The following is a 19071-nucleotide window of genomic DNA, read 5'->3' as shown; positions in this document are numbered from 1 at the left end:
TTCTGCTTCGCATGACGCTCATGGCGCGCGCCAACGGCATCGACATCGCCTACGACCCCATCGGCGACCCCCAAGACCGGCCCCTTCTGCTGATCATGGGGCTCGGCTCCCAGCTCGTCCACTGGGACGACGAGTTCTGCGAACTGCTCTCCAGGAGGGGCCACCACGTCGTCCGCTTCGACAACCGTGACGTGGGGCTCTCCACCCACTTCCGCAAGGCGGGCGTGCCCGACCTCACCCCCGGCGCGGCGGCGCCGTACCTGCTGAGCGACATGGCCGGCGACGCGGCGGGCCTGATGGACGCGCTCGGCTGGCCCGCCGCGCACGTGGTGGGCATCTCGATGGGCGGCATGATCGCCCAGGCGCTCGCCATCGGACACCCCGGCAGGGTGCTGACGCTGACCTCCATCATGTCGACGCCCAGCCCCGAGGCCGGGCCCCCCACCCCCGAGGCGATGGCCGCGCTGTTCGGCCCGCCCGCCGCCGACCGGCAGGGCGCGATCGAGCGGGCCCTGGAGGTCTGGTCGGTGATCGGCTCGCCCGGCTACCCCCTCGACCGCGAGCGCGTCGCCCGGCTGGCGGGCCTGGCCTTCGACCGCGACCACGATCCCGCTGGGACCACCAGGCAGCTGGCCGCGATCCTCGCCTCAGGCGACCGTAGCGAGGGGTTGGCGGGCGTGCGGGTGCCCACCCTGGTGGTCCACGGCGAGGCCGACCCGCTGGTCCAGGTCTCCGGCGGCCGGGCCACCGCCGCCGCGATCCCCGGCGCGCGGCTGATGACCTTCGAGGGCATGGGCCACGACCTGCCCCGCCCGCTGTGGGAGCCGGTCATGAACGCGATCACAGATCTTCAAGCGCGCTCCGCAGCCGCCGCAGCAGGCTGAGGTCCACCGGTTCGTGCCGCATCTCGGTGCCGGACGGCGCGGGGACCCGCTTGGGCAGCGCGGGCGCCCTCCTGGGCTTGACGAGCAGGTCGGCCGCCGCCAGTTCCCGTACGGCGAGCAGCACTGTGTAGGCCGTGGTGTCCAGCCGCCTGGCCAGTTGCAGCGGTGTCGCGGTGCCGTCGGCGTGGACCAGCACCTCCCACTGTCGGGCGCTCAGCGTGACGCGATCGCCCGGCAGGCGGGAGACCGGGACCACGGGCGCGGCGTCGAGCTCGTCCGACGGCCAGACCTCGTCCAGCCGGGTGCTCCTGCGGACGCATTCGGCGATGAGCTCGTCGACCTCGAAGTGCCAGTGCGGGCCCAGCCAGTGGCGCTCGCTCGGCTGGAAGGTGGGCCGGGCGGCGTCGGTGCCGAAGAGCACGAGCGCGGCGTCGAGCACCGCCCTGCGCAGCTGCTCGGCCAGTTCGTCGCGGCTCAGCAGGCCCTCGCCGAACAGCGGCTCGCCGCCCTCGCGCCGGGTCACCGCCCGGTCCACGTCGGCCGGGCTCACCCGCCCGCCGCCGGTGAGCAGCTCCTCGATGCCGGGCGTCTCGGCGCTCTCCATGTAGGTCACCTTGCCCTCGAGCAGGTAGACCACCCCGGAGCCGCCCACGCGCAGGGCGCCGGACGAGCACACCCCCGCCAGCCCGGTGAGGAGGCTTTCCAGCGGACGCACCGAGTCAGGCTATGAAGGCGCGGGCCGTACGGGAAGAGACCGGTGGTGGATATCTTCATCCCGGGCGGAGAAAGTTTTCTCCGGGGAGTAAGGATCACACCGCGTGATCGGCTGCCTCCCGGCTGTTGAGGATGAGGTGGACGTTCCTCTCCGCCCAGCGGGTGACCTCGGCGAGCGGCTGGTGCAGCGAGTGGCCCAGGTCGGTGAGCGTGTACTCCACCCTGGGCGGCACCTCGGCGTAGACCTTCCTGGTCAGCAGCCCGTCGTACTCCATGGCCCGCAGTGTCTGGGTCAGCACCTTCGGGGTGACGCCGCCGATGCGATCGCGCAGCTCGGTGAAGCGCATCGGCCCGCGGGACAGGCTCAGCAGAACGAGGACCGACCACTTGTCTCCGATGCGGTCGAGGACCAGCCGGGTCGGGCAGTTGGGGTCGAAGGCGTCGCCAGTATCCATAAGGTACCTATAGCACGATGAAGTAACCAGTATCCAATGGATACTATCGATGTCATGAAGAAGATCCTGGTTTTCGGCGCCACCGGCATGATCGGTCAGCGCATCGTCACCGAACTCGTCAACCGTGGCCACGACGTCACCGGATTGAGCAGGTCGGGCCCGGTCAAGGGCGACGTCACGCAGGCGGCCGAGCTCGCCGCCGGCCACGACGTGGTGATCTCGGCGATCGCCCCGCCGCGCGACGGCACCGAGCCCGAGGCGCCCTTCCTCGCCGCCACCAGGGCCCTGATCGACGGTGTCCGCGAGGCCGGCGTCCGGCGCCTGATCACCGTGGGCGGCGCCGGCGGCCTCGAGGTGGCGCCCGGCCTCGACCTCGTCGACACCCCCGACTTCCCGCAGATCTACAAGAAGGAGGCGCTGTCCCAGCGGGCCGCGCTCGGGCTCTACCGGGAGGTCACCGACCTCGACTGGACCTACGTCGCCCCGGCCGCGATCATCCAGCCGGGGGAGCGCACCGGCACCTTCCGCCTCGGCGGCGACCGGCTGCTCGCCGACGAGCAGGGCAACAGCGTCATCAGTGCCGAGGACTACGCCGTGGCCGTCGCCGACGAGATCGAGAAGGCCGAGCACGTGCGGCGCAGGTTCACCGTCGCCTACTGATGAAAAACGTGGCCGCTGGACTGCCGATACGGCGCTGACCTGCGAAAAGAGCGGCTCGGCAGTCTGATGGCCACGTTTCTCATCAGTACTGAGGCTCGTCGGGCAGCAACGCCTTCTCGTCGGGCTTGTGGACCAGGACGGTCTCGACGTACGAACGGACGGCGGCCGGGAGCCCCATGTCGCTCCCGGCCTTCTCCGACAGGAACCAGCGGTGGTCGAGCACCTCGTGGAAGAGCTGCGCGGGCTCCAGCTTGCGCCGCAACTCGTCGGGAATGGCCTCTATCGTCGGCTGGAAGACCTCGGCCAGCCACCTGTGCGCCACGATCGCCTCGTCCTCGTGGCGCAGGCCCTTGGCCACGCGGAAGCCGTCGAGATCGTTCAGCAGCCGCCGGGCCTGGTTCTCCTCGGTGTCGAGCCCGGTCAGGCGCAGCAGCCTGCGCTGGTGGTGACCGGCGTCCACGACCTTGGGCCGGACGATCAGCCGCCCGGTGCCGACCTTGCGGCGCACCATCATCTCGGCCACGTCGAAGCCGAGCAGGTTGAGCCGGCGGATGCGGTTCTCCACCTTGTGCCAGTCGACCTCCTCGATGATCTCGTCCTGGGTGATCTCCTCCCAGAGCCGGTGGTAGCGCGAGGTGATCTGCTCGGCGGTGTCGTACGGGTCGATCGACGGGTGCAGCAACCCGCCCGCCTCCAGGTCGAGCATCTCGCCGAACAGATTGGTGTAGGCGACCTCGATGTCCTGTAGCCGCTGACCCTCACTGATCATCGGGTGCATCTCGCCGGTCTCCGCGTCGACCAGGTAGGCGGCGAAGGCGCCCGCGTCCCTGCGGAACAGCGTGTTCGACAGCGAGCAGTCGCCCCAGTAGAAGCCGTTGAGGTGCAGCCGCACCAGCAGCACGGCCAGCGCGTCGAGCAGCCTGGTGAGCGTGTCGGGGCGCAGCGTCCCCGACATGACGGCCCGGTAGGGCAGCGAGAACTGCAGGTGCCGGGTGATGAGCGCGGAGTCGAGCCCCTCCTCCCTGCCCGTCACGTACGCCACGGGCTCGACGGCCGGAGCGTCGAGCCTGGCCAGGTCCCACAGCAGCCTGTACTCCCGCTTGGCGTACCGCTCGCTGATCTCCTTGATCGCGTACACCTTCCCGCCCAGCCGGGCGAAGCGCACGACATGGCGGGAGATGCCGCGGGGCAGGTCCACCAGGTGACGGGCGGGCCACTCCGCGAGCGGCAGCTCCCACGGGAGTCTGATGAGGTCGGGGTCGCCGAGGGCGCCGGTGATCTGTAGCGGCATTTGACCAGGATATGGTGCCAGCGTGGACGAGTTTCTGACCTGGTACTTCAACCGTAACCCCGTCTCCGCCACCCTTCTCGGCGCCGAGGGCCACGACCGGACGCTCGGCGACTACACCGAGCAGGGCCTGCTCGCCTACGAGCGCGAGCAGGCGGCGTGGCTCGAACGGCTCGCGACGTGGGAGACCCCCACGCTCGACGACGAGATCGACCGCGACCTGGCCGCCTCCCACCTGCGCGGCGAGCTGGCGCTGGCCACCTGGCCGTGGTGGCGCCGCGACCCCACCGCCTACCTCGGCGGGATCTTCTCCTCGCTGTTCGTGCCGTTCCAGCGCGCGCTCAAGCCCGAGCACGAGCTGGTCGAGGCCGCGGTGGCGCAGCTCGGCGAGGTGCCGGGCGTGCTGGCGGCCTGCCGTACCAACCTCGACCCCGACCTGGCCTCGGACCTTCAGGTGCAGCGCGCCCTCGGCCAGGCGCGCACGGCCAGGGGGCTGGTCACCCGCACCATCCCCGCGATGATCGCCGACGAGGCGGCGCGCGCCAGGTTCCTCGCGGCGGCCGAGCCCGCCGCCGACGCCTTCGACGCCTTCGTCACCTTCCTGGAGAACTTCACCGCGGGCGGCACCTGGCGCATGGGGGAGAAGCTCTACTCCACGCTGCTGACCGAGAAGGAGCTGCTCGGGTACGGCGCCGCGGGGCTGCACGAGCGCGGCAGGCAGCAGGTCGCGCTGCTGGACGCCCAGATGCAGGAGGCGGCGCGCAGGTTCGACGGCTCCGCCGACTGGCGCGCCGCGCTGGCGATCCTCGCCGACGACCACCCGCCGACCTTGGAGGCCATGCGCGCCGAGTACGAGGCGGAGACCCAGCGCGCCAGGGAGTTCGTCCGCGAGCGCGACCTCGTCACCTTCCCCGAAGGCGAGGAGTGCCTGGTCCTGCCGTCGGCGGAGTACAACAGGCCGATCCTGTCCGTCGCCCACTACATCGCGCCGCCGCCGCTGACCAGCTCGCGGCGCGGCTACTTCTTCGTGCCCTACACCCCCGACGGCTTCACCGACGAGCAGGTACGGCAGCGCCTGCGCACCAACAGCCGCTTCCAGATGCCCGCGATCTCCGTGCACGAGGCCTACCCGGGACACCACTGGCACCTGGCGCACAAGGCGGGCAACCCCAGGACCATCCGCAAGGTGTTCAGCACGCCCTACTTCAACGAGGGCTGGGGCCTCTACGTCGAGAAGATGATCAGTGAGCAGGGGTACTTCGACACCCCGGCCACCGAGCTGGGCTTCCTCGACGCGCGCATCTTCCGCGCCGCCCGCATGGTCGTCGACACCGCCCTCCACTGCGAGGACATGTCGATCGCCGACGCCGAGGCGTACATGCTGGCCAACTCCTCGCTCTCGCCCGAGACGGCCAAGGGCGAGGTCAACCGCTACTGCGCCTGGCCCACGCAGGCGCCCTCCTACCTGACGGGCGCGCTGGAGATCGACCGGATCAGTGGCGCGTTCACCGGCTCGCTGAAGGAGTTCCACGACCGGATCGCGGGCTCGGGCAGCCTGCCGCTCGGTCTGGCGGAGAAGGCCGCGCTCGGACGGGCGTGAGGCGACGGCGGCGGTCACGGCGAGCCCGTGACCGCCGCTCCCGTCAGCGAGGGCGGCGCGGGGCCGCCGTCCGTGCGGGTGAGCGCGGCCCGTGACCGCAGGGTCCGTCAGCGAGGGCGGCGCGGGAACGTCGGGGGGTTGAGCGAGCGCTCGACCACCGCCGCGAGCTGCTCGTCGGTGAGCACCACGGGTTTGCCGACCGACAGCCCGCGCACGTAGACCTCGCACAGCCACTCCAGCAGCCGGGCCGCCTCGAAGGCCTGCTCCATCGTGGCGCCGATGGTCACCCCTCCGTGGTTGGCCATCAGCGCCGCCTGCCTGCCCTCCATCGCGGCCCTGATGTTGGCGGCCAGCTCGGGCGTGCCGTAGGTGGCGTACTCGGCGACCTTCACCGCGCCGCCCAGCAGCAGCGCGTTGTAGTGGACGGGCGGCAGCTCGGTCATCGTGGTGGCCACCACGGTCCCGAACACCGAGTGCGTGTGCACGACGGCGCGCGCCGCGGTCGAGTCATAGATCGCCAGATGCATGGGCGTCTCGGACGACGGCTGCAGGTCGCCCTCCACCAGGTGACCCTCGACGTCCACGACCGGGCACATCTCCGGGGTCAGCCGGTCGAGCGCGACACCCGCGGGGGTGACCGCCACCAGATCGCCGTCGCGGGCGCTCAGGTTGCCCGACGTGCCGAGCACCAGGCCGAGCTCGACGGCCCGCCTGCCGTACTCGCAGATCTCCTGCCTGAGGAGGTCGACGGCGCTCACAATGCCTCCAGCGTCGTGATCATGATGCGCTCCATCTCGGCCCGGCCCAGTTGATCAGGGTAGAGCAGCGCCCGCAGGCTCAGCCCGTCGACCAGGGCCAGCAGCCGCTCCGCGGCCACGTCGAGGTCGCCGTCCGCGCCGATCTCTCCCGCCTCGCGCGCCTGCTCCAGCAGAAGCCGTACGGCGGCGCGCAGCTCGGCCGCTTCGGCGCGCTGCACCTCGGCCAGCCGTTCCACCGCCAGGCTCCGGCTCCAGAAGCTGATCTCGAGCCGCGTCTCCTGGTCGCGCTCGTCGTCGAGGGGCAGGTTGTCCAGCAGCACCTCGCGCAGCGCCGCCAGGCCGGTCAGGCCCTCGACCCGGCGGGTGATGCGCTCGCGGATGCGCTGGTGCGAGTGGCGCAGCGCCGACAGCAGGATCTCGTCCTTGTCGGTGAAGTAGTGGCCGAGCACGCCGTTGGACAGGCCCGCCTCCTTCGCGATGGCGCGGCTGGTGGCGGCGTCGATCCCGTCGCGCACGATGACGGTGCTCGCGGCGGACAGCACCTCGCGGCGGCGCTCGTCGTGGTCAACGATCTTCGGCATGCCTCCAGCATATTGACTTTTTAGTCGGACGTCTGTCTACTACCGGCCATGACCGTTGTGACCGTCGGTGTGCACATCGTGGACGTCCTGACCCGGCCGGTCGAGGCCATCCCCACCGGGCAGGACACCGTCCTGGTCGACCAGATCCGTCTCACGGCCGCGGGCTCGGCCGCCGGCACCGCCGTCGACCTGGTGAAGCTCGGCAACGAGGTCACCTCCATGGGCGCGATCGGCGACGACGAGCTGGGCGACTTCCTCCTCATGATCATGGCGAGGCACGGCGTGGACGTGTCGGGGCTCGCCCGCCGTACGGGGGAGCAGACCGCCGCCTCCATCCTGCCCATCAGGCCGGACGGCGGCCGGCCCAGCTTCCACGTGCCGGGCGCCAACCTGAGCGTCACCCTCGCCGACCTCGACCTCGAGGTGCTGCGCCGCGCGCGGGCCGTCCACCTGGGCGGCATGGACGTCACCTTCGCGCTGGGCGAGCCCGCCTTCTTCGCCCTCCTCGACGAGCTGCGGCAGGGCGGCACCGTCGTCACCATGGACCTGCTGTCCGAGCTGCCCGACCTGCTGGGCATGGCACGGGCGTTCGTGCCGCACGTCGACTACGTGCTGCCCAACGCCGCCCAGGCCCTCGCCATGACCGGCGCCGGCACCGTCGAGGCCGCCGCCGCGGCGCTCCTGGCCGACGGGGCCACCGGCGTGCTGGTGACGCTCGGGGCGGAGGGCAGCCTGGTCGCCACCGCCGACGGCGCGACCCGCGTCCTGGCCCTGCCCGTGGAGGTCAGCGACACCACGGGATGCGGCGACGCCTACTGCGCCGGGTTCCTCACCGGCCTCCTGCACGGCCAGGACGTCCTCACCGCCGCCCGCTGGGGCACGGCCGCCGCCGCCCGCGTCGCCACCGGACTCGGCTCCGACGCCGGGCTGACCGACCTCGACTCGACCCTGAAAGGACTGTCGTGAAGGACGCCGAGCTGCGCAAGCGCGCCCAGCAGGTCATCCCCGGCGGCATGTACGGCCACCTCAACGCCGCCATCTTCGCCCCCGGCTACCCCCAGTTCTTCGCCCGCGCCGAAGGCTGCCGGCAGTGGGACGTGGACGGCCGCGAGTACGTCGACCTCATGTGCTCGTGGGGCCCGGTCGTGCTGGGCCACCGGCATCCCGCCGTCGAGTCGGCCGCCGCCCGCCAGCTCGCCCTCGGCGACTGCCTCAACGGCCCCGGCCCCGTCATGGTCGAGCTGGCCGAACTGCTCGTCGACACCATCCCGAGCGCCGACTGGGCGATGTTCTCCAAGAACGGCACCGACGCCACCACCCAGGCGCTCATGGTGGCCCGCGCGGCGACCGGCCGTACCAAGGTGCTGATGGCGCACGGCGCCTACCACGGCGCCGACCCCTGGTGCACGCCCTCGCCCGCCGGCACGACGCCCAACGAGCGGGCCGACCTGGTCGAGTTCACCTACAACTCGCTGGAGTCGCTGGAGGCCGCCGCCGCCACCGTCGACGGTGACGTGGCCGCGATCATCGTCACCCCGTTCAAGCACGACTCCTTCGAGGACCAGGAACTCGTCGAGCCCGCCTTCGCCCGCGGCGCCCGCGCCCTCGCCGACCGCCTCGGCGCCGCCCTGGTCATCGACGACGTGCGGGCCGGCTTCCGCATCGACCTGCGCGGCTCGTGGGAGCAGTACGGCGTGCGCCCCGACCTGACGGCCTGGTCGAAGGCCATGGGCAACGGCTACCCGATCGCCGCCGTCACCGGCACCGACGCGCTGCGCGGGCCCGCCCAGACGCTGTACTCCACCGGCTCGTTCTGGTTCTCGGCGGTCGCGATGGCCGCCGCGAAGGCGACGATCGAGACGTTGCGCGACACCGACGGCATCGCCACCATGGTCACGTCGGGGACCCTGCTGCGCGAGGGCCTGTACGCCCAGGCCGGCGCCCACGGCTTCACCGTCAACCAGACCGGGCCCGTGACCATCCCGTGGCTGAGCTTCGAGGGCGACGCCGACCTGTCGGTGGCGGTGCACTGGAGCGATGCCTGCCTGCGCAACGGCGTCTACCTGCACCCGTGGCACAACTGGTTCATGTCGGCGGCCCACACCGAGGCCGACGTGGCCCGCGCCCTGGAGGGCACCGACCGGGCCTTCGCCGAGACCCGCGCCCACTTCGGCGGCTGACGACCCGGCGCGGGGCGGCGCTCCCGGCCGCCCCGCGCAACCCCCAACCCGCACCGCCGCCCCGCGCAACCCGCACCGCCGCCCCGCGCAACCCGCACCCCGCGCGACCTTTCGTTTTCGGGGCATCGCCAGGCCGCGCCCGAAAGGACCCCGCAGGTTCGCCACCGCACGGGCCCTTCGTGCACTGCTCTTGAGCGCGCGACGTTCGCCATGGTGGCTGCCCCACCGGGCCGGTGTCCCAGGACGGGCGCCTCCGGCGACAGGCTTCGGCTCGGTGCCAGTCCGCCCGGCTTCCCGGCAGGCGGTTGGGCCGGCCCACAAGAGGCCTGGCCGGCTGTCGAAGATCGTCCCGACACCCTTGCCGTCCATGCCGTTGTCGAGGATGCTGGCAACCCCGCCGCCCTGCCGTACGCCCTCGATCGCGGATGCTGCGCCGCCCCCGGAAATCACGGTGTGGCCTCTCAAGGTCACAGCTGCGTCTCGAGGTCTTGACCCAGGTCGTCGGCCGTCCGTACCTTCAGGCAAACGTTTAGGAAACTTTCCTAATTGATCCAGTCGGGAGACCTCATGACCCACCCGGGAGAGATCACCAGGCGCCAGCTCCTGCGCCGGATCGGCATCACCGCTCTCGCCGCAGGCCCCGGCGCGGGCCTCCTGTCCGCCTGCGCGACCGGCGGCGGCGCCGAGCCCGCCGCGTCGGCCGGTGCGAGCGCGGCCGCCTCCAATCTGGTGTCGGCCGCCAACCCGCTGGGCGTGGACGCCAAGAAGCCTCTCGAAGTGGTCATCTTCAGCGGCGGTTACGGCGACGCCTACGCCAAGGACATCCACGAGGGCCTCTACGTCAAGGCGCACGCCGGCGCCCAGATCAAGCACGTCGGCACCCAGAACATCGGCACCCAGCTGCGTCCCCGCTTCCTCAGCGGCGAGGTGCCCGACGTGGTCAACAACTCCGGACCCGAGGCGCTCGACCTGGCCGCCCTCGCCGCGGAGGGACATCTGGCCGACCTGACCGCGCTGTGGGACGCCCCGTCGGTCGACGACCCGAACAAGAAGGTCCGCGACACCATCACCCCCGCGGCCATCGAGAACGCCAAACTCAACGGCCAGGACCTGGTGCTGAACTACACGGTGTCGCACCGCGCCCTCTGGTACGACGCCAAGCTCTTCGCCGAGAAGGGCTGGACGCTGCCGACCACCTGGGAGGAGTTCAAGGCGCTCGGCGAGACGGCGAAGAAGGAAGGCATCGTCCTGTTCGCCTACCCGGGCCAGAAGGGTCCGTACTACCAGCTCTGGAACATGCTCTACACCGCCGCCAAGATCGGCGGGAACCAGGTCATCATCGACATCGACAACCTCGTCGACAACGCGTGGAAGTCCCCGGCGGTCAAGGCGTCGGTCACCGCGTGGCTGGAGATCCAGACGGCCTACGGCGACAAGGCCTACCTGGGCCTCGACCACACCCAGACGCAGATCAAGCACCTGCAGCACAAGGTGCTGTTCTACCCGTGCGGCTCCTGGCTCGAGAACGAGATGGCCAAGGACAAGCCCAAGACCTTCGAGTACGCCATCGCGCCCTTCCCGAGCGTGACCGCCTCCGACAAGATGCCCTACGGGGCGATCCAGGTCGGCGTGGGCGAGAACTTCGTCGTCGCCGCCAAGGGCAAGAACCCGCAGGGCGGCCTGGAGTACTTCCGCCTCATGCTCTCCAAGGAGGGCGCGAGGGGCTTCACCGAGAAGACCAAGAACCTCACCGTCGTCAACGGCGCCGCGGAGGGCCTCGACCTGACCCCCGGCCTGGTCAGCGCGGCGAAGGCGCAGGACGCCGCGGGCCAGGACATCATCACCGACGCGCGCTTCGAGGGCTGGTACAAGCAGCTGTTCGACTACGCCTGGCAGCAGCAGAACACGCTGATGGCCGGTCGGCTGACCGTCGACGAGTACCTGGACCGGGTCCAGAAGAAGGCCGACGCGGTCAAGGCCGACTCCTCCATCGCGAAGCAGACGAGGAACGTCTAGGACTCATGGGCACGGAGCGAACCCGACGTGGCGAGAGAGGAGCGGTGGGCGGCCAATGAACACGGAGCGGTTGCGCAAGTACGGGTTCGTCGCCGGGTTCCTCGTCGTCCCCCTGGCCCTCTACCTGGTCTTCGTGATCAGTCCGTACATCCAGGCGTTCCAGCTCTCGCTGACGAACTGGAACGGCTACCAGCGGAACCCGGCCTACATCGGCCTGGCCAACTTCGGCCGGCTGTTCGACGACGAGATCTTCTGGCAGGCGATACGCAACCACGCGGTGATCCTGCTCGTGCTGCCGCTCGTGACGATCGCCCTCGCGCTGCTGTTCGCCTTCCTGATCAACCTGGGCGGCGGGTCGCGCGGGGCGGGCATGAGGGGGGTGTGGGGGTCGACCTTCTACAAGGTGGTCTTCTTCGCCCCCCAGGTCCTCGCGGTCGCCGTCGTCGGCGTGCTCTGGAAGGCGATCTACCGGCCGGACGAGAGCGGCGTCGTCAACGGCGCGTTGATCAAGATGGGCGTCGACCCCGTCGGCTGGCTCACCGAGCCCAGCCTGGCCCTCTGGTCCCTGCTGGCGGTGATGATCTGGCAGGCGGTCGGCTTCTACGTGGTGCTGTTCTCCGCCGGCATGGCGGCCATCCCGAAGGACTACTTCGAGGCCGCCGCGCTCGACGGGGCCGGCCGCCTGCGGCTGTTCTTCTCCATCACGCTGCCGCTGCTGCGCGACACCATCCAGGTCGGCTGGGTCTATCTCGGGATCGCCGCGTTCGACTGCTTCGCGCTCGTCCAGGTGCTGTCGGTGGACGCGGGCGGCCCAGACGGCGCCACCACCGTGCTTCCCGTGGAGATCTACAAGACCGCCTTCTCCTACAACAAGGTCGGCTACGCCTCCGCGATGGGCGTCGCGCTGTTCTTCCTGACCATCACCTTCGCGGTGCTGACCCTGCGCGTCTCCAGGCGCGAGAAGATCGAGCTCTGACATGCCGAACAAGACCGTGCAGGAGCCGATGCGCTCGTCGCCGGCCCGCCCCTCGACGTCTTCTCGCCAGGCCGTCCGCGGCGGGCGCAACGTCTTCAGCGGGCTTTCGCACCTCGCGCTCGCCATCTGGGCCCTACTGATCATCCTGCCGTTGCTGTGGACGTTCCTGGCGGCCTTCAAGAACAACACCGAGATCTTCGGCGACGCGCTCCAGCTCCCCGGCGCGGTGCGCTGGGACAACTGGGCGCGGGCGTGGGACAAGGCCCGCGTCGGCACCTACATGATCAACACCGCCATCGTGGTGTTCTTCGGTACGGCGGGCACCATGCTGTTCGGCTCCATGGCCGCCTACGTCCTGGCCCGCTACACCTTCCCCGGCCGGCGCCTGATCTACCTGCTGTTCGTGGCGGGCATGGCCTTCCCCGTGTTCCTCGCCATCGGCCCGCTGTTCTTCATCGTCAAGCAGTTCGGCCTGCTCGACTCGCACGTCGGCCTGGTCATCGTCTACATCGCCTACTCGCTGCCCTTCACGGTCTTCTTCCTCGCGGCGTTCTTCAGGACGCTGCCCGAGGCCGTCGCCGAGGCCGCGCGGATCGACGGCGCCTCGCACACCCGCACGTTCTTCCAGGTGATGCTGCCGATGGCCAGGCCGGGCATCGTCAGCATCACGATCTTCAACGTGCTGGGCCAGTGGAACCAGTACCTGCTGCCGCTGGCGCTGGTGCCGGGCGACAAGGAGAAGTGGGTCATCACGCAGGGCATCGCGGACATCTCCACCATCGCGGGCTACGAGGCCGACTGGCCCGCCCTGTTCGCCGCCCTGAACCTGGCGATCATCCCGGTTCTGGTGATCTACATCATCTTCCAGCGCCAGATCCAGTCGGGTCTCGGGGCGGGCGCCCTGAAGTAACGTGGCCCGTATGAGCGACTGGAAGCAAGAGGGGGAGGTGCTCCGGCGCAGCATCGTCGCGCCGGACTTCCCCACGGCCATCCGCATCGTCGACGCGATCGCGGTCAAGGCCGAGGAACTCAACCACCACCCCGACATCGACATCCGCTGGCGGACCCTGCATCTCGCCCTGACCACGCACGACGCGGGCCATCTCACCGAACTCGACCATACGCTGGCGGCCATCATCGACGACATCGCTCGCGAACACGGCGCGTAAGCGTACGACTACTCAGTAGAGTGGGCCTCCGCCGCTCGCTTCTGGAGAGTTCGTCATGCGCCTGCCAGCACTCCTTCTCGCCCTGCTGACCGCCGGGGCCTGTGCCGCGCCCACCACCGCCGTCGCGCCGACGCCGACGCCCCAGATCGGGGTGCGGCTGTCCGGCGGCGGCGAGTTCAGCGCCAAGGACCCCTTGGCCATCGTCTACAACACCAAACTGGTGCCCGAGGGGGCGAAGGCCAGCGTCACGGTCGAGTCGGCCGACGGGCAGACCCGGTCGTCCTTCGTCGCGGAGGGGCTGCTGCCCAACCGGGCCTACGGCGTGCACCTGCACGCCAACCCGTGCGGGTCCAAGCCTGACGACTCGGGCCCGCACTTCCAGCACACCCACGGCACCGTCAACGCGTCCAACGAGGTGTGGCTCGACATCAAGACCGACGGCTCGGGAGCGGCCACGTCGACCGCGCGCCAGCCGTGGGCGCTGTCGCCCGACCGGGTGCCGCACTCCCTGGTCATCCACGAGAAGGCCACCGCGCCCGACGGCACCGCGGGTGGCCGCGTCGCCTGCCTCACCCTCAAGTGATCCACCCGGATCCGCCAGGTCGGTCCAGGCCGCCCGGACGGCCGGGATCGCCCGGACCGGTTGGTCCGGGCGATCCGGTCAGGGGACGTCAGCCCGCGACGGTGACCCAGGTGGTGATCTGGGCCTGGTGTGTCGGGGTCGGGTAGCCGCCGGGTCCCACCGGGCCGCTGGGGCCCTGCGGGACGTCGGAGTCGTAGAACGTGGCGCCGTCGGTGCCGACCAGGGTGCCGGTGCCGATCACGCCGGGGACGTACACGGTGGAACGGACGCGGGCGCCCGCCGTGACCGTGGTGGTGTACCCGTCGAAGCGCACCGTGTTGTTGTCGACGTGGACCGTTCCCTCCTTGCGGCCCAGGTGTCCGCCGCCGCCGTTCTCGTCGCGGCTGGTGAGGCCGACGCCGGTGTCGCTCGGCGCGGTGGCGCCGGCCGAGCTGACCAGGCCGTACGTGGTGACCTGGGTGCCGGTGACGTCGATGCAGGACTGGAAGTAGCGGTTGCCCACCGGCTTCCAGGCGCTGCACGTGGTGAGCGTCGTGGTGGTCGAGGCCGAGGCGGCCACGGGGGCGGCGACGGCGAACACGCCGGCGAGCGCCGCGCCGATGACGATCTTTCTCATGGTTCCCCTCCCTTGGATCCCGGGCGGGCTGCCCGGGGTTCCCATTTCGCCGGGCGAACCTTTCAAGATCGTTAGTTGCGGGCGAACGGAGAGCGAATTTGAGCGTTCAAATCGCCCGGCTGCCGGCACCCTTCGGGGAGCCCGCCTCGATCACCCCCTCTGGAGCTCGCGCCGGAGAAAGTCCAGCTCCATCGCCATGAGGTTCTCGGCGACGCCGTCCGGGGTCATGTGGCTCACGCCGGGCAGCAGCACGGTGGCGTGCGGCCGCCCGGCACGGGTCAGCGCCGCCGACAGGCGAAGGGTGTGCAGCGGGTAGACGTTGTCGTCGGCCAGGCCGTGCAGCAGGAGCAGCGGCCGCTCCAGCCCCGGCGCGTCGGGGATCAGCGAGTCCGCCGTGTAGCCGTCGGGGTTGTCCTCCGGCAGGCCCAGGTAACGCTCGGTGTAGGCGGTGTCGTACCAGCGGAAGTCGGTGGGCGGGGCGCCCGCGCAGGCCGCGTGGAAGACGTCGGGCCGCCGCAGGACGGCCAGCGCGGCGAAGTAGCCGCCGTAGGACCAGCCGCGCACGCCCACCCGGGACAGGTCGAGGTCGGGGTGCTTGCCCGCCAGCTCGCGCAGGGCCGCCACCTGGTCGTCCAGCGCCACCTGGGAGAAGCGCCGGAAGATCGCCCGGCCGAAGGAGACCGACACGTGGGGCGTGCCCCTGTTGTCGACCGTGACGACGGCGAAGCCCTGGTCGGCCCACCACTGGCGGCGGATCCACCGTCCCGGCTCGAGGGCGACCGCCTGGTACCCGGGCCCGCCGTACACGTCGAGCAGCACGGGCAGCTTCTCGCCGGGAACGTGGCCGGTCGGGTAGAGCACGGAGGAGGGGAGCCGGTGCTCGGTGACGCGGTCCAGGACCGGGCGGGGGCGGTACGGCACGGCCGCCGACAGGTCGCGCAGCTCAAGGTCGCCGACGATCCGGCGGGTCCGCATGGTCTCCATGGTGCCGCTGGTCAGCACCATCGTCGGGCCGCCGGTCAGGGCGCTGTGCACGCCGGGCTCGCCGGTGATCCTGGTCAGGGCGCCGTCGCGGGCCAGGCGGTAGACGTGCTGCTCGGCCGGTTCTTCCTCGGCGGCCTCGAGGAGGAGGTCGTCGCCGTGGGAGCCGGCCACCCGCCGGACGTACAGCGACGTCGGGGTGACGACGACGCCGTCGATGGCCAGGGCCTGGGTGTCGTCCACCTCGACGATCTCCAGGATCCGGCCCTCGTGGAGGAAGGGCGCGTTCTCGATCCACTGGGGGTGGGCGAACGCGTGCAGCTCCGTGGTGGCGCCGGTGGCCGGGTCGACCGCGAGCAGCCGGCCGTGCTGCTGCAGCCGGTCCAGCACGGTGATCACCGGCCGGTCGCGCTCGGCCCAGTCCACGGCGGACAGGTAGGGGAAGCGGCGGTCGTCCCACATGACCTGCCTGCGGGTGCCGTCCAGCCCGAGCAGGTGCAGCTCGACGATCGCGTTGTGGCCGCCCGCCTGGGGGTAGGCCAGGGGCTCGGCCTCGCGTTCGGGATCGGCGGGGTCGGCCAGGCGGCGGCGTGGCACCAGACGCTCGTCGACCCTGGTGACCAGCAGCGCGTCGCCGCCGGGGGACCACCAGTGCCCCCTGGTGCGGCCCAGCTCCTCGGCGGCCACGAACTCGGCGGTGCCCCAGGAGATGCCGGGTTCGGTGGCCAGGACCCTGGTCGTGGCGCCGTCCAGGACGTGGAGGCGGCCGGAGGAGACGTAGGCGACCTTGTCGTCCTTGACCCGGGGGTCGAAGGCGGGGCTCGCGGTCGCGAGCTCCTCGGTGACGCCGGTGGCCAGGTCGGTGCGGAACAGCTCGCCGCCGAGGGCGAAGACCGCGTGGACGCCGTCGGAGTCGTAGGAGCCGATGCCCGGAGCCCACAGGCGCAGCCGTTCGCGCAGCGCGCGCTCCTCCGCCGGGAGGTCGGGGGAGCGGCCGGTGAGGGCGGTGGGGTCGGCCAGCAGGCGTTCCTCGCCGCTGGGGAGGTCGAGGGACCACAGGCGTTCGACCGGGTCCTCGGGGCCCGTCGACCGCAGGAAGAGGACCCGGTCCGCGAAGGCGGTCAGCGCCCGGGGCGAGCCGTAGGTGAAACGGCCGGTGCGAGAGAGGAGAGTGAGGTCAGCCACACAGTGTGACATATCACATTTTTTGCGGCTGGGAGAGATGCCGCATCGATCTCCGGCACCGAGGACCGATGCGGCATCCCGCTCGGGTCGGTCAGGAGGCGGGTCCCACGTGGATCGTGGTCCGCAGGCCGCGCCGGGCCTGCCCGGTCACCTCGATCCTGGTGTTGGTGTCCGGGGGACGGACACCGAGCGTCGGATAGGTGCTGTACCAGTAGACGCCGGTGCGGTCGTCGAAGGAGGGGACGCCGGGAACGGACGGGAAGACCGTGGCGGCGCCGTCCTTGTGCAGGCGCAGGCGGTCGGTCGCGGTGAGCCCGAAGGTGGCGTCGAAGACCTGGGTGCGCCCGCCCACGCGGGTGTGGTCGTTCCACTGGAGGGGGACGGCGCGGGCGTCGATCGGCAGGATCATGCCCTCGCCGAGATGCTGCTGGGTGTTGTTGTCGGTGTAGAAGGTGTCCCAGAGCCAGACCAGCACGCCGTCCTGGTAGGGGAACCGCTCGTAGATCTCCGCCCGCTTCGGGTCGTTGCGGAAGCCCGCGCTGTACGGGCCGGTCTTCAGGTACGACCCGTAGCCCACGTAACGCCGGTTCTCCACGAGGTAGGCCCGCGGATGGTCCTTGGTGCCGACCCGGCCGACGCGGCTGAAGCCCACCGCGGTCCACCCGTTGTCGCCGTTCTCCGCGTCATCGGAGAACACGCCCGGCAGGTCGATGGCGTCCACCAGGAACCCGTTCTCGACCGTGTTGGTGTCGGTGGAGTACCGGAAGCGGAACCAGATCTTCTTCCCGGCGTAGGCGCCCAGGTCCACGCGCAGGTCGGTCCAGTCCGAGGTGCCGGTCAGGCTCGGGCCGACGCGGGTCCACGTCGTGCCGTCCTCGGACACCTCGGTGTAGAGGTAGTCGAAGTCCTGCTCGATCCGGTACCAGACCTTGGCGGTCAGCACGGCCGACGACACCGAGGTGAGGTCGAGCTGCCGGGTGAGCGTCTCGTTGAGATAGTCGCCCTTCCCGCTCCACCACTGGAAGGCGCCCTGCGCGGGGTCGGTCAGCTCCGTGCTGACCGTGCGCGGCGGCAGGTCGACCAGGACGGCCTGCGGGTCGTCGGTGTTGTACGAGCTGACGCCCAGGGTGTGGGTGGAGTCGGTGGCGGCCCTGGCCCGCTCGTGGCTGAGCCAGCCCAGTCGCAGCTTGCTCCAGGCGTCGAGGTCACCGGGGTACTCGGCGGTCGGCCCGTTCCTGTCGCCCAGGTAGGAGGCGTCCGACATCAGCGACCAGAACTTCACGCCGTTGTCGCCGCCCGTGCCGTACGCGTAGAGGTCGGGCAGGCCCAGGTCGTGGCCGTACTCGTGGGCGATGAGGCCGACGCCGCTGTTCTCGCCCGCGGTGAGGAACTTGCCGACCCAGATCCCCGTGTCGCCGATCTGCACGCCGCCGCGCGGGTTGCCGGGCGGTCCCGCCTGGCCGCGCAGGTTCCAGTAGGCGTCGTGGCTGACCGCCCACAGCGCGTCGGCGCCCTGCGCGCCGCCGCCCCAGGTCTCGTCGACGCCGGCGTGGATCACCTGGAACCGGTCGAGGTAGCCGTCCGGCTCGTCGAAGTCGCCGTCGTTGTCGAAGTCGTCACGGTCCCAGACGTCGAAGGTCTTGAGCTGGGCGGTGATGTCGGCGACGCTGCGGCCCCTGGCCCGCTCGCCCTCGTACCAGGCGCCGACCGAGTCGCGGACGAAGTCGAAGAGCGGGGTGTCGCAGTCCAGCCCGCCCGAGCAGCGCGGCGTGCCGTACCGGGCCTCGTTGTACGGGACCTTCACCCAGTCGGAGACGTAGCCGTCGATGTCGTACCGGCCGGAGGACTGGAGGTGGTAGAAGCTGCGCAGGGAGTTGCCGGACCCGAAGTAGGTGTCCTGGTAGTAGGCCCGGTCGAAGTCCTTCCGCCACAGGGTGTGGTTGTCGTGGCGCGGATCCGGCCGGGGAATGGTGTTGTGCAGCGGGCCGGGCGTCCCGCCGTACCTGATCTGGCCGTTGTGCGTCGTGGTGTTGTCAATGCGGTCGCCGAATTCGGACAGGACGGTGAATATCCGGTCTTTTCTTTCTAAGGCCAGCTCGACGTACTGCCTGCCGACCCGGGGCTTGCCGCCGCGGCCGCGCGCCTGCGGTCCTGCGGCGAGAACCTGCTCCATGGCCTTGGTGCGTAACGCGCGTTGCTCGGCGGCGATGGGGTTGACGGGCTGCTCCCGGCGGCCGTCCTCGGCGGGGCCGCTCTTGACGGGGCCGGGCGCGGGGCCGGCCACGGGGGAGGCGCTCGTGGCGGGGGACGGGGCGGGATCGGCCGCGGCGAGCCCCGGCGATAACGCCAGGGTCAGCCCGGCCGCGAGCACGGCGGACAGCGTGCGCATGGGTGGCCTTCCTTCCGAGAGAAAGATCGGCGCATA

At 70.9% G+C, this 19071-nt stretch carries 18 protein-coding genes; 10 read left to right on the top strand and 8 right to left on the bottom strand.

From position 1 onward, the window contains the following. Window positions 1-11: 11 nt before the first annotated feature. Entirely contained in the window at window positions 12-884 is an 873-nt protein-coding gene (locus ABZX22_RS26395; protein WP_354913687.1) for an alpha/beta fold hydrolase, read from the top strand. Here the strand turns inward: ABZX22_RS26395 and ABZX22_RS26390 are convergent. Then, complete coding sequence (locus ABZX22_RS26390; protein ID WP_354913685.1) at window positions 841-1599, bottom strand: hypothetical protein; 759 nt, start codon at window positions 1597-1599, stop codon at window positions 841-843. The two genes, ABZX22_RS26395 and ABZX22_RS26390, sit on opposite strands and share 44 nt — an antisense overlap. A gap of 94 nt (window positions 1600-1693) precedes the next feature. Further along, a complete protein-coding gene (locus ABZX22_RS26385; RefSeq protein WP_354913683.1) occupies window positions 1694-2053 on the bottom strand; it encodes a helix-turn-helix domain-containing protein in 360 nt (119 codons plus the stop codon). A 54-nt stretch (window positions 2054-2107) separates the two neighbouring features. Here ABZX22_RS26385 and ABZX22_RS26380 point away from each other — a divergent pair, with 54 nt between their 5' ends. Further along, window positions 2108-2713, top strand: coding sequence for an NAD(P)H-binding protein (locus ABZX22_RS26380; RefSeq protein WP_354913681.1), 606 nt, complete (start codon window positions 2108-2110; stop codon window positions 2711-2713). 82 nt (window positions 2714-2795) lie between these two features. Here the strand turns inward: ABZX22_RS26380 and ABZX22_RS26375 are convergent, their stop codons facing one another. Further along, on the bottom strand, window positions 2796-4004 hold the full coding sequence (locus ABZX22_RS26375; RefSeq protein ID WP_354913679.1) for a DUF4032 domain-containing protein: 1209 nt from the start codon (window positions 4002-4004) through the stop codon (window positions 2796-2798). A 22-nt stretch (window positions 4005-4026) separates the two neighbouring features. On the opposite strand from ABZX22_RS26375, the gene ABZX22_RS26370 reads away from it, so the two are divergent. Continuing rightward, on the top strand, window positions 4027-5601 hold the full coding sequence (locus ABZX22_RS26370; RefSeq protein ID WP_354913677.1) for a DUF885 domain-containing protein: 1575 nt from the start codon (window positions 4027-4029) through the stop codon (window positions 5599-5601). Between the two features lie 107 nt (window positions 5602-5708). On the opposite strand, the gene ABZX22_RS26365 is transcribed toward ABZX22_RS26370, so the two are convergent. Both ABZX22_RS26365 and ABZX22_RS26360 read right to left on the bottom strand, forming a co-directional pair. Beyond that, entirely contained in the window at window positions 5709-6359 is a 651-nt protein-coding gene (locus ABZX22_RS26365; protein WP_354913675.1) for a class II aldolase/adducin family protein, read from the bottom strand. Next, window positions 6356-6940: a TetR/AcrR family transcriptional regulator gene (locus ABZX22_RS26360; RefSeq protein WP_354913673.1), complete on the bottom strand. Its 585-nt coding sequence runs from the start codon at window positions 6938-6940 to the stop codon at window positions 6356-6358. Before ABZX22_RS26360 ends, ABZX22_RS26365 begins: the two co-directional genes overlap by 4 nt. A gap of 48 nt (window positions 6941-6988) precedes the next feature. On the opposite strand from ABZX22_RS26360, the gene ABZX22_RS26355 reads away from it, so the two are divergent. The 7 genes from ABZX22_RS26355 to ABZX22_RS26325 all read left to right on the top strand — a co-directional run bounded on the left by ABZX22_RS26355 (window position 6989) and on the right by ABZX22_RS26325 (window position 13864). After that, entirely contained in the window at window positions 6989-7906 is a 918-nt protein-coding gene (locus ABZX22_RS26355) for a PfkB family carbohydrate kinase (RefSeq protein ID WP_354913672.1), read from the top strand. After that, window positions 7903-9120: an aminotransferase class III-fold pyridoxal phosphate-dependent enzyme gene (locus ABZX22_RS26350; RefSeq protein WP_354913670.1), complete on the top strand. Its 1218-nt coding sequence runs from the start codon at window positions 7903-7905 to the stop codon at window positions 9118-9120. Before ABZX22_RS26355 ends, ABZX22_RS26350 begins: the two co-directional genes overlap by 4 nt. Window positions 9121-9687: 567 nt before the next feature. Next, window positions 9688-11136 (top strand): N-acetylglucosamine/diacetylchitobiose ABC transporter substrate-binding protein, encoded by a 1449-nt coding sequence (gene ngcE, locus ABZX22_RS26345; protein WP_354913668.1) that lies wholly within the window; start codon window positions 9688-9690, stop codon window positions 11134-11136. Between the two features lie 55 nt (window positions 11137-11191). After that, window positions 11192-12112, top strand: a complete 921-nt coding sequence (locus ABZX22_RS26340) for a sugar ABC transporter permease (RefSeq protein ID WP_354913666.1) — start codon at window positions 11192-11194, stop codon at window positions 12110-12112. Window position 12113: 1 nt separating this feature from the next. Next, complete coding sequence (locus ABZX22_RS26335; RefSeq protein WP_354913664.1) at window positions 12114-13022, top strand: carbohydrate ABC transporter permease; 909 nt, start codon at window positions 12114-12116, stop codon at window positions 13020-13022. Window positions 13023-13032: 10 nt separating this feature from the next. After that, window positions 13033-13281, top strand: coding sequence for a 4a-hydroxytetrahydrobiopterin dehydratase (locus tag ABZX22_RS26330; protein WP_354913662.1), 249 nt, complete (start codon window positions 13033-13035; stop codon window positions 13279-13281). Window positions 13282-13336: 55 nt separating this feature from the next. Beyond that, a complete protein-coding gene (locus tag ABZX22_RS26325) occupies window positions 13337-13864 on the top strand; it encodes a superoxide dismutase family protein (protein ID WP_354913660.1) in 528 nt (175 codons plus the stop codon). An 88-nt stretch (window positions 13865-13952) separates the two neighbouring features. Here ABZX22_RS26325 and ABZX22_RS26320 read toward each other — a convergent pair whose 3' ends face one another. The 3 genes from ABZX22_RS26320 to ABZX22_RS26310 all read right to left on the bottom strand — a co-directional run bounded on the left by ABZX22_RS26320 (window position 13953) and on the right by ABZX22_RS26310 (window position 19035). Then, entirely contained in the window at window positions 13953-14480 is a 528-nt protein-coding gene (locus tag ABZX22_RS26320; RefSeq protein WP_354913659.1) for a hypothetical protein, read from the bottom strand. A 150-nt stretch (window positions 14481-14630) separates the two neighbouring features. After that, a complete protein-coding gene (locus tag ABZX22_RS26315) occupies window positions 14631-16646 on the bottom strand; it encodes a prolyl oligopeptidase family serine peptidase (protein WP_354913657.1) in 2016 nt (671 codons plus the stop codon). 91 nt (window positions 16647-16737) lie between these two features. Next, the gene (locus ABZX22_RS26310; protein WP_354913655.1) at window positions 16738-19035 is read right to left on the bottom strand and encodes an immune inhibitor A domain-containing protein; all 2298 of its coding nucleotides are present in this window, start codon (window positions 19033-19035) and stop codon (window positions 16738-16740) included. Window positions 19036-19071: the final 36 nt, after the last annotated feature.

It is taken from the genome of Nonomuraea sp. NPDC003804, from assembly GCF_040610675.1.
Taxonomy (GTDB): Bacteria; Actinomycetota; Actinomycetes; order Streptosporangiales; family Streptosporangiaceae; genus Nonomuraea.
Note: the sequence above shows the minus strand (reverse complement) of the source record. Positions and strands in the feature narration are given on the sequence as shown.

Excerpts from the sequence above, each read along its gene's own strand:
- ABZX22_RS26375 (WP_354913679.1), bottom strand. The coding sequence starts at position 4,004 with ATGCCGCTACAGATCACCGGCGCCCTCGGCGACCCCGACCTCATCAGA.
- ABZX22_RS26325 (WP_354913660.1), top strand. The coding sequence starts at position 13,337 with ATGCGCCTGCCAGCACTCCTTCTCGCCCTGCTGACCGCCGGGGCCTGT.
- ABZX22_RS26340 (WP_354913666.1), top strand. The coding sequence starts at position 11,192 with ATGAACACGGAGCGGTTGCGCAAGTACGGGTTCGTCGCCGGGTTCCTC.
- ABZX22_RS26310 (WP_354913655.1), bottom strand. The coding sequence starts at position 19,035 with ATGCGCACGCTGTCCGCCGTGCTCGCGGCCGGGCTGACCCTGGCGTTA.
- ABZX22_RS26360 (WP_354913673.1), bottom strand. The coding sequence starts at position 6,940 with ATGCCGAAGATCGTTGACCACGACGAGCGCCGCCGCGAGGTGCTGTCC.
- ABZX22_RS26335 (WP_354913664.1), top strand. The coding sequence starts at position 12,114 with ATGCCGAACAAGACCGTGCAGGAGCCGATGCGCTCGTCGCCGGCCCGC.
- ABZX22_RS26355 (WP_354913672.1), top strand. The coding sequence starts at position 6,989 with ATGACCGTTGTGACCGTCGGTGTGCACATCGTGGACGTCCTGACCCGG.
- ABZX22_RS26385 (WP_354913683.1), bottom strand. The coding sequence starts at position 2,053 with ATGGATACTGGCGACGCCTTCGACCCCAACTGCCCGACCCGGCTGGTC.
- ABZX22_RS26380 (WP_354913681.1), top strand. The coding sequence starts at position 2,108 with ATGAAGAAGATCCTGGTTTTCGGCGCCACCGGCATGATCGGTCAGCGC.
- ABZX22_RS26330 (WP_354913662.1), top strand. The coding sequence starts at position 13,033 with ATGAGCGACTGGAAGCAAGAGGGGGAGGTGCTCCGGCGCAGCATCGTC.
- ABZX22_RS26320 (WP_354913659.1), bottom strand. The coding sequence starts at position 14,480 with ATGAGAAAGATCGTCATCGGCGCGGCGCTCGCCGGCGTGTTCGCCGTC.
- ABZX22_RS26395 (WP_354913687.1), top strand. The coding sequence starts at position 12 with ATGACGCTCATGGCGCGCGCCAACGGCATCGACATCGCCTACGACCCC.
- ngcE (WP_354913668.1), top strand. The coding sequence starts at position 9,688 with ATGACCCACCCGGGAGAGATCACCAGGCGCCAGCTCCTGCGCCGGATC.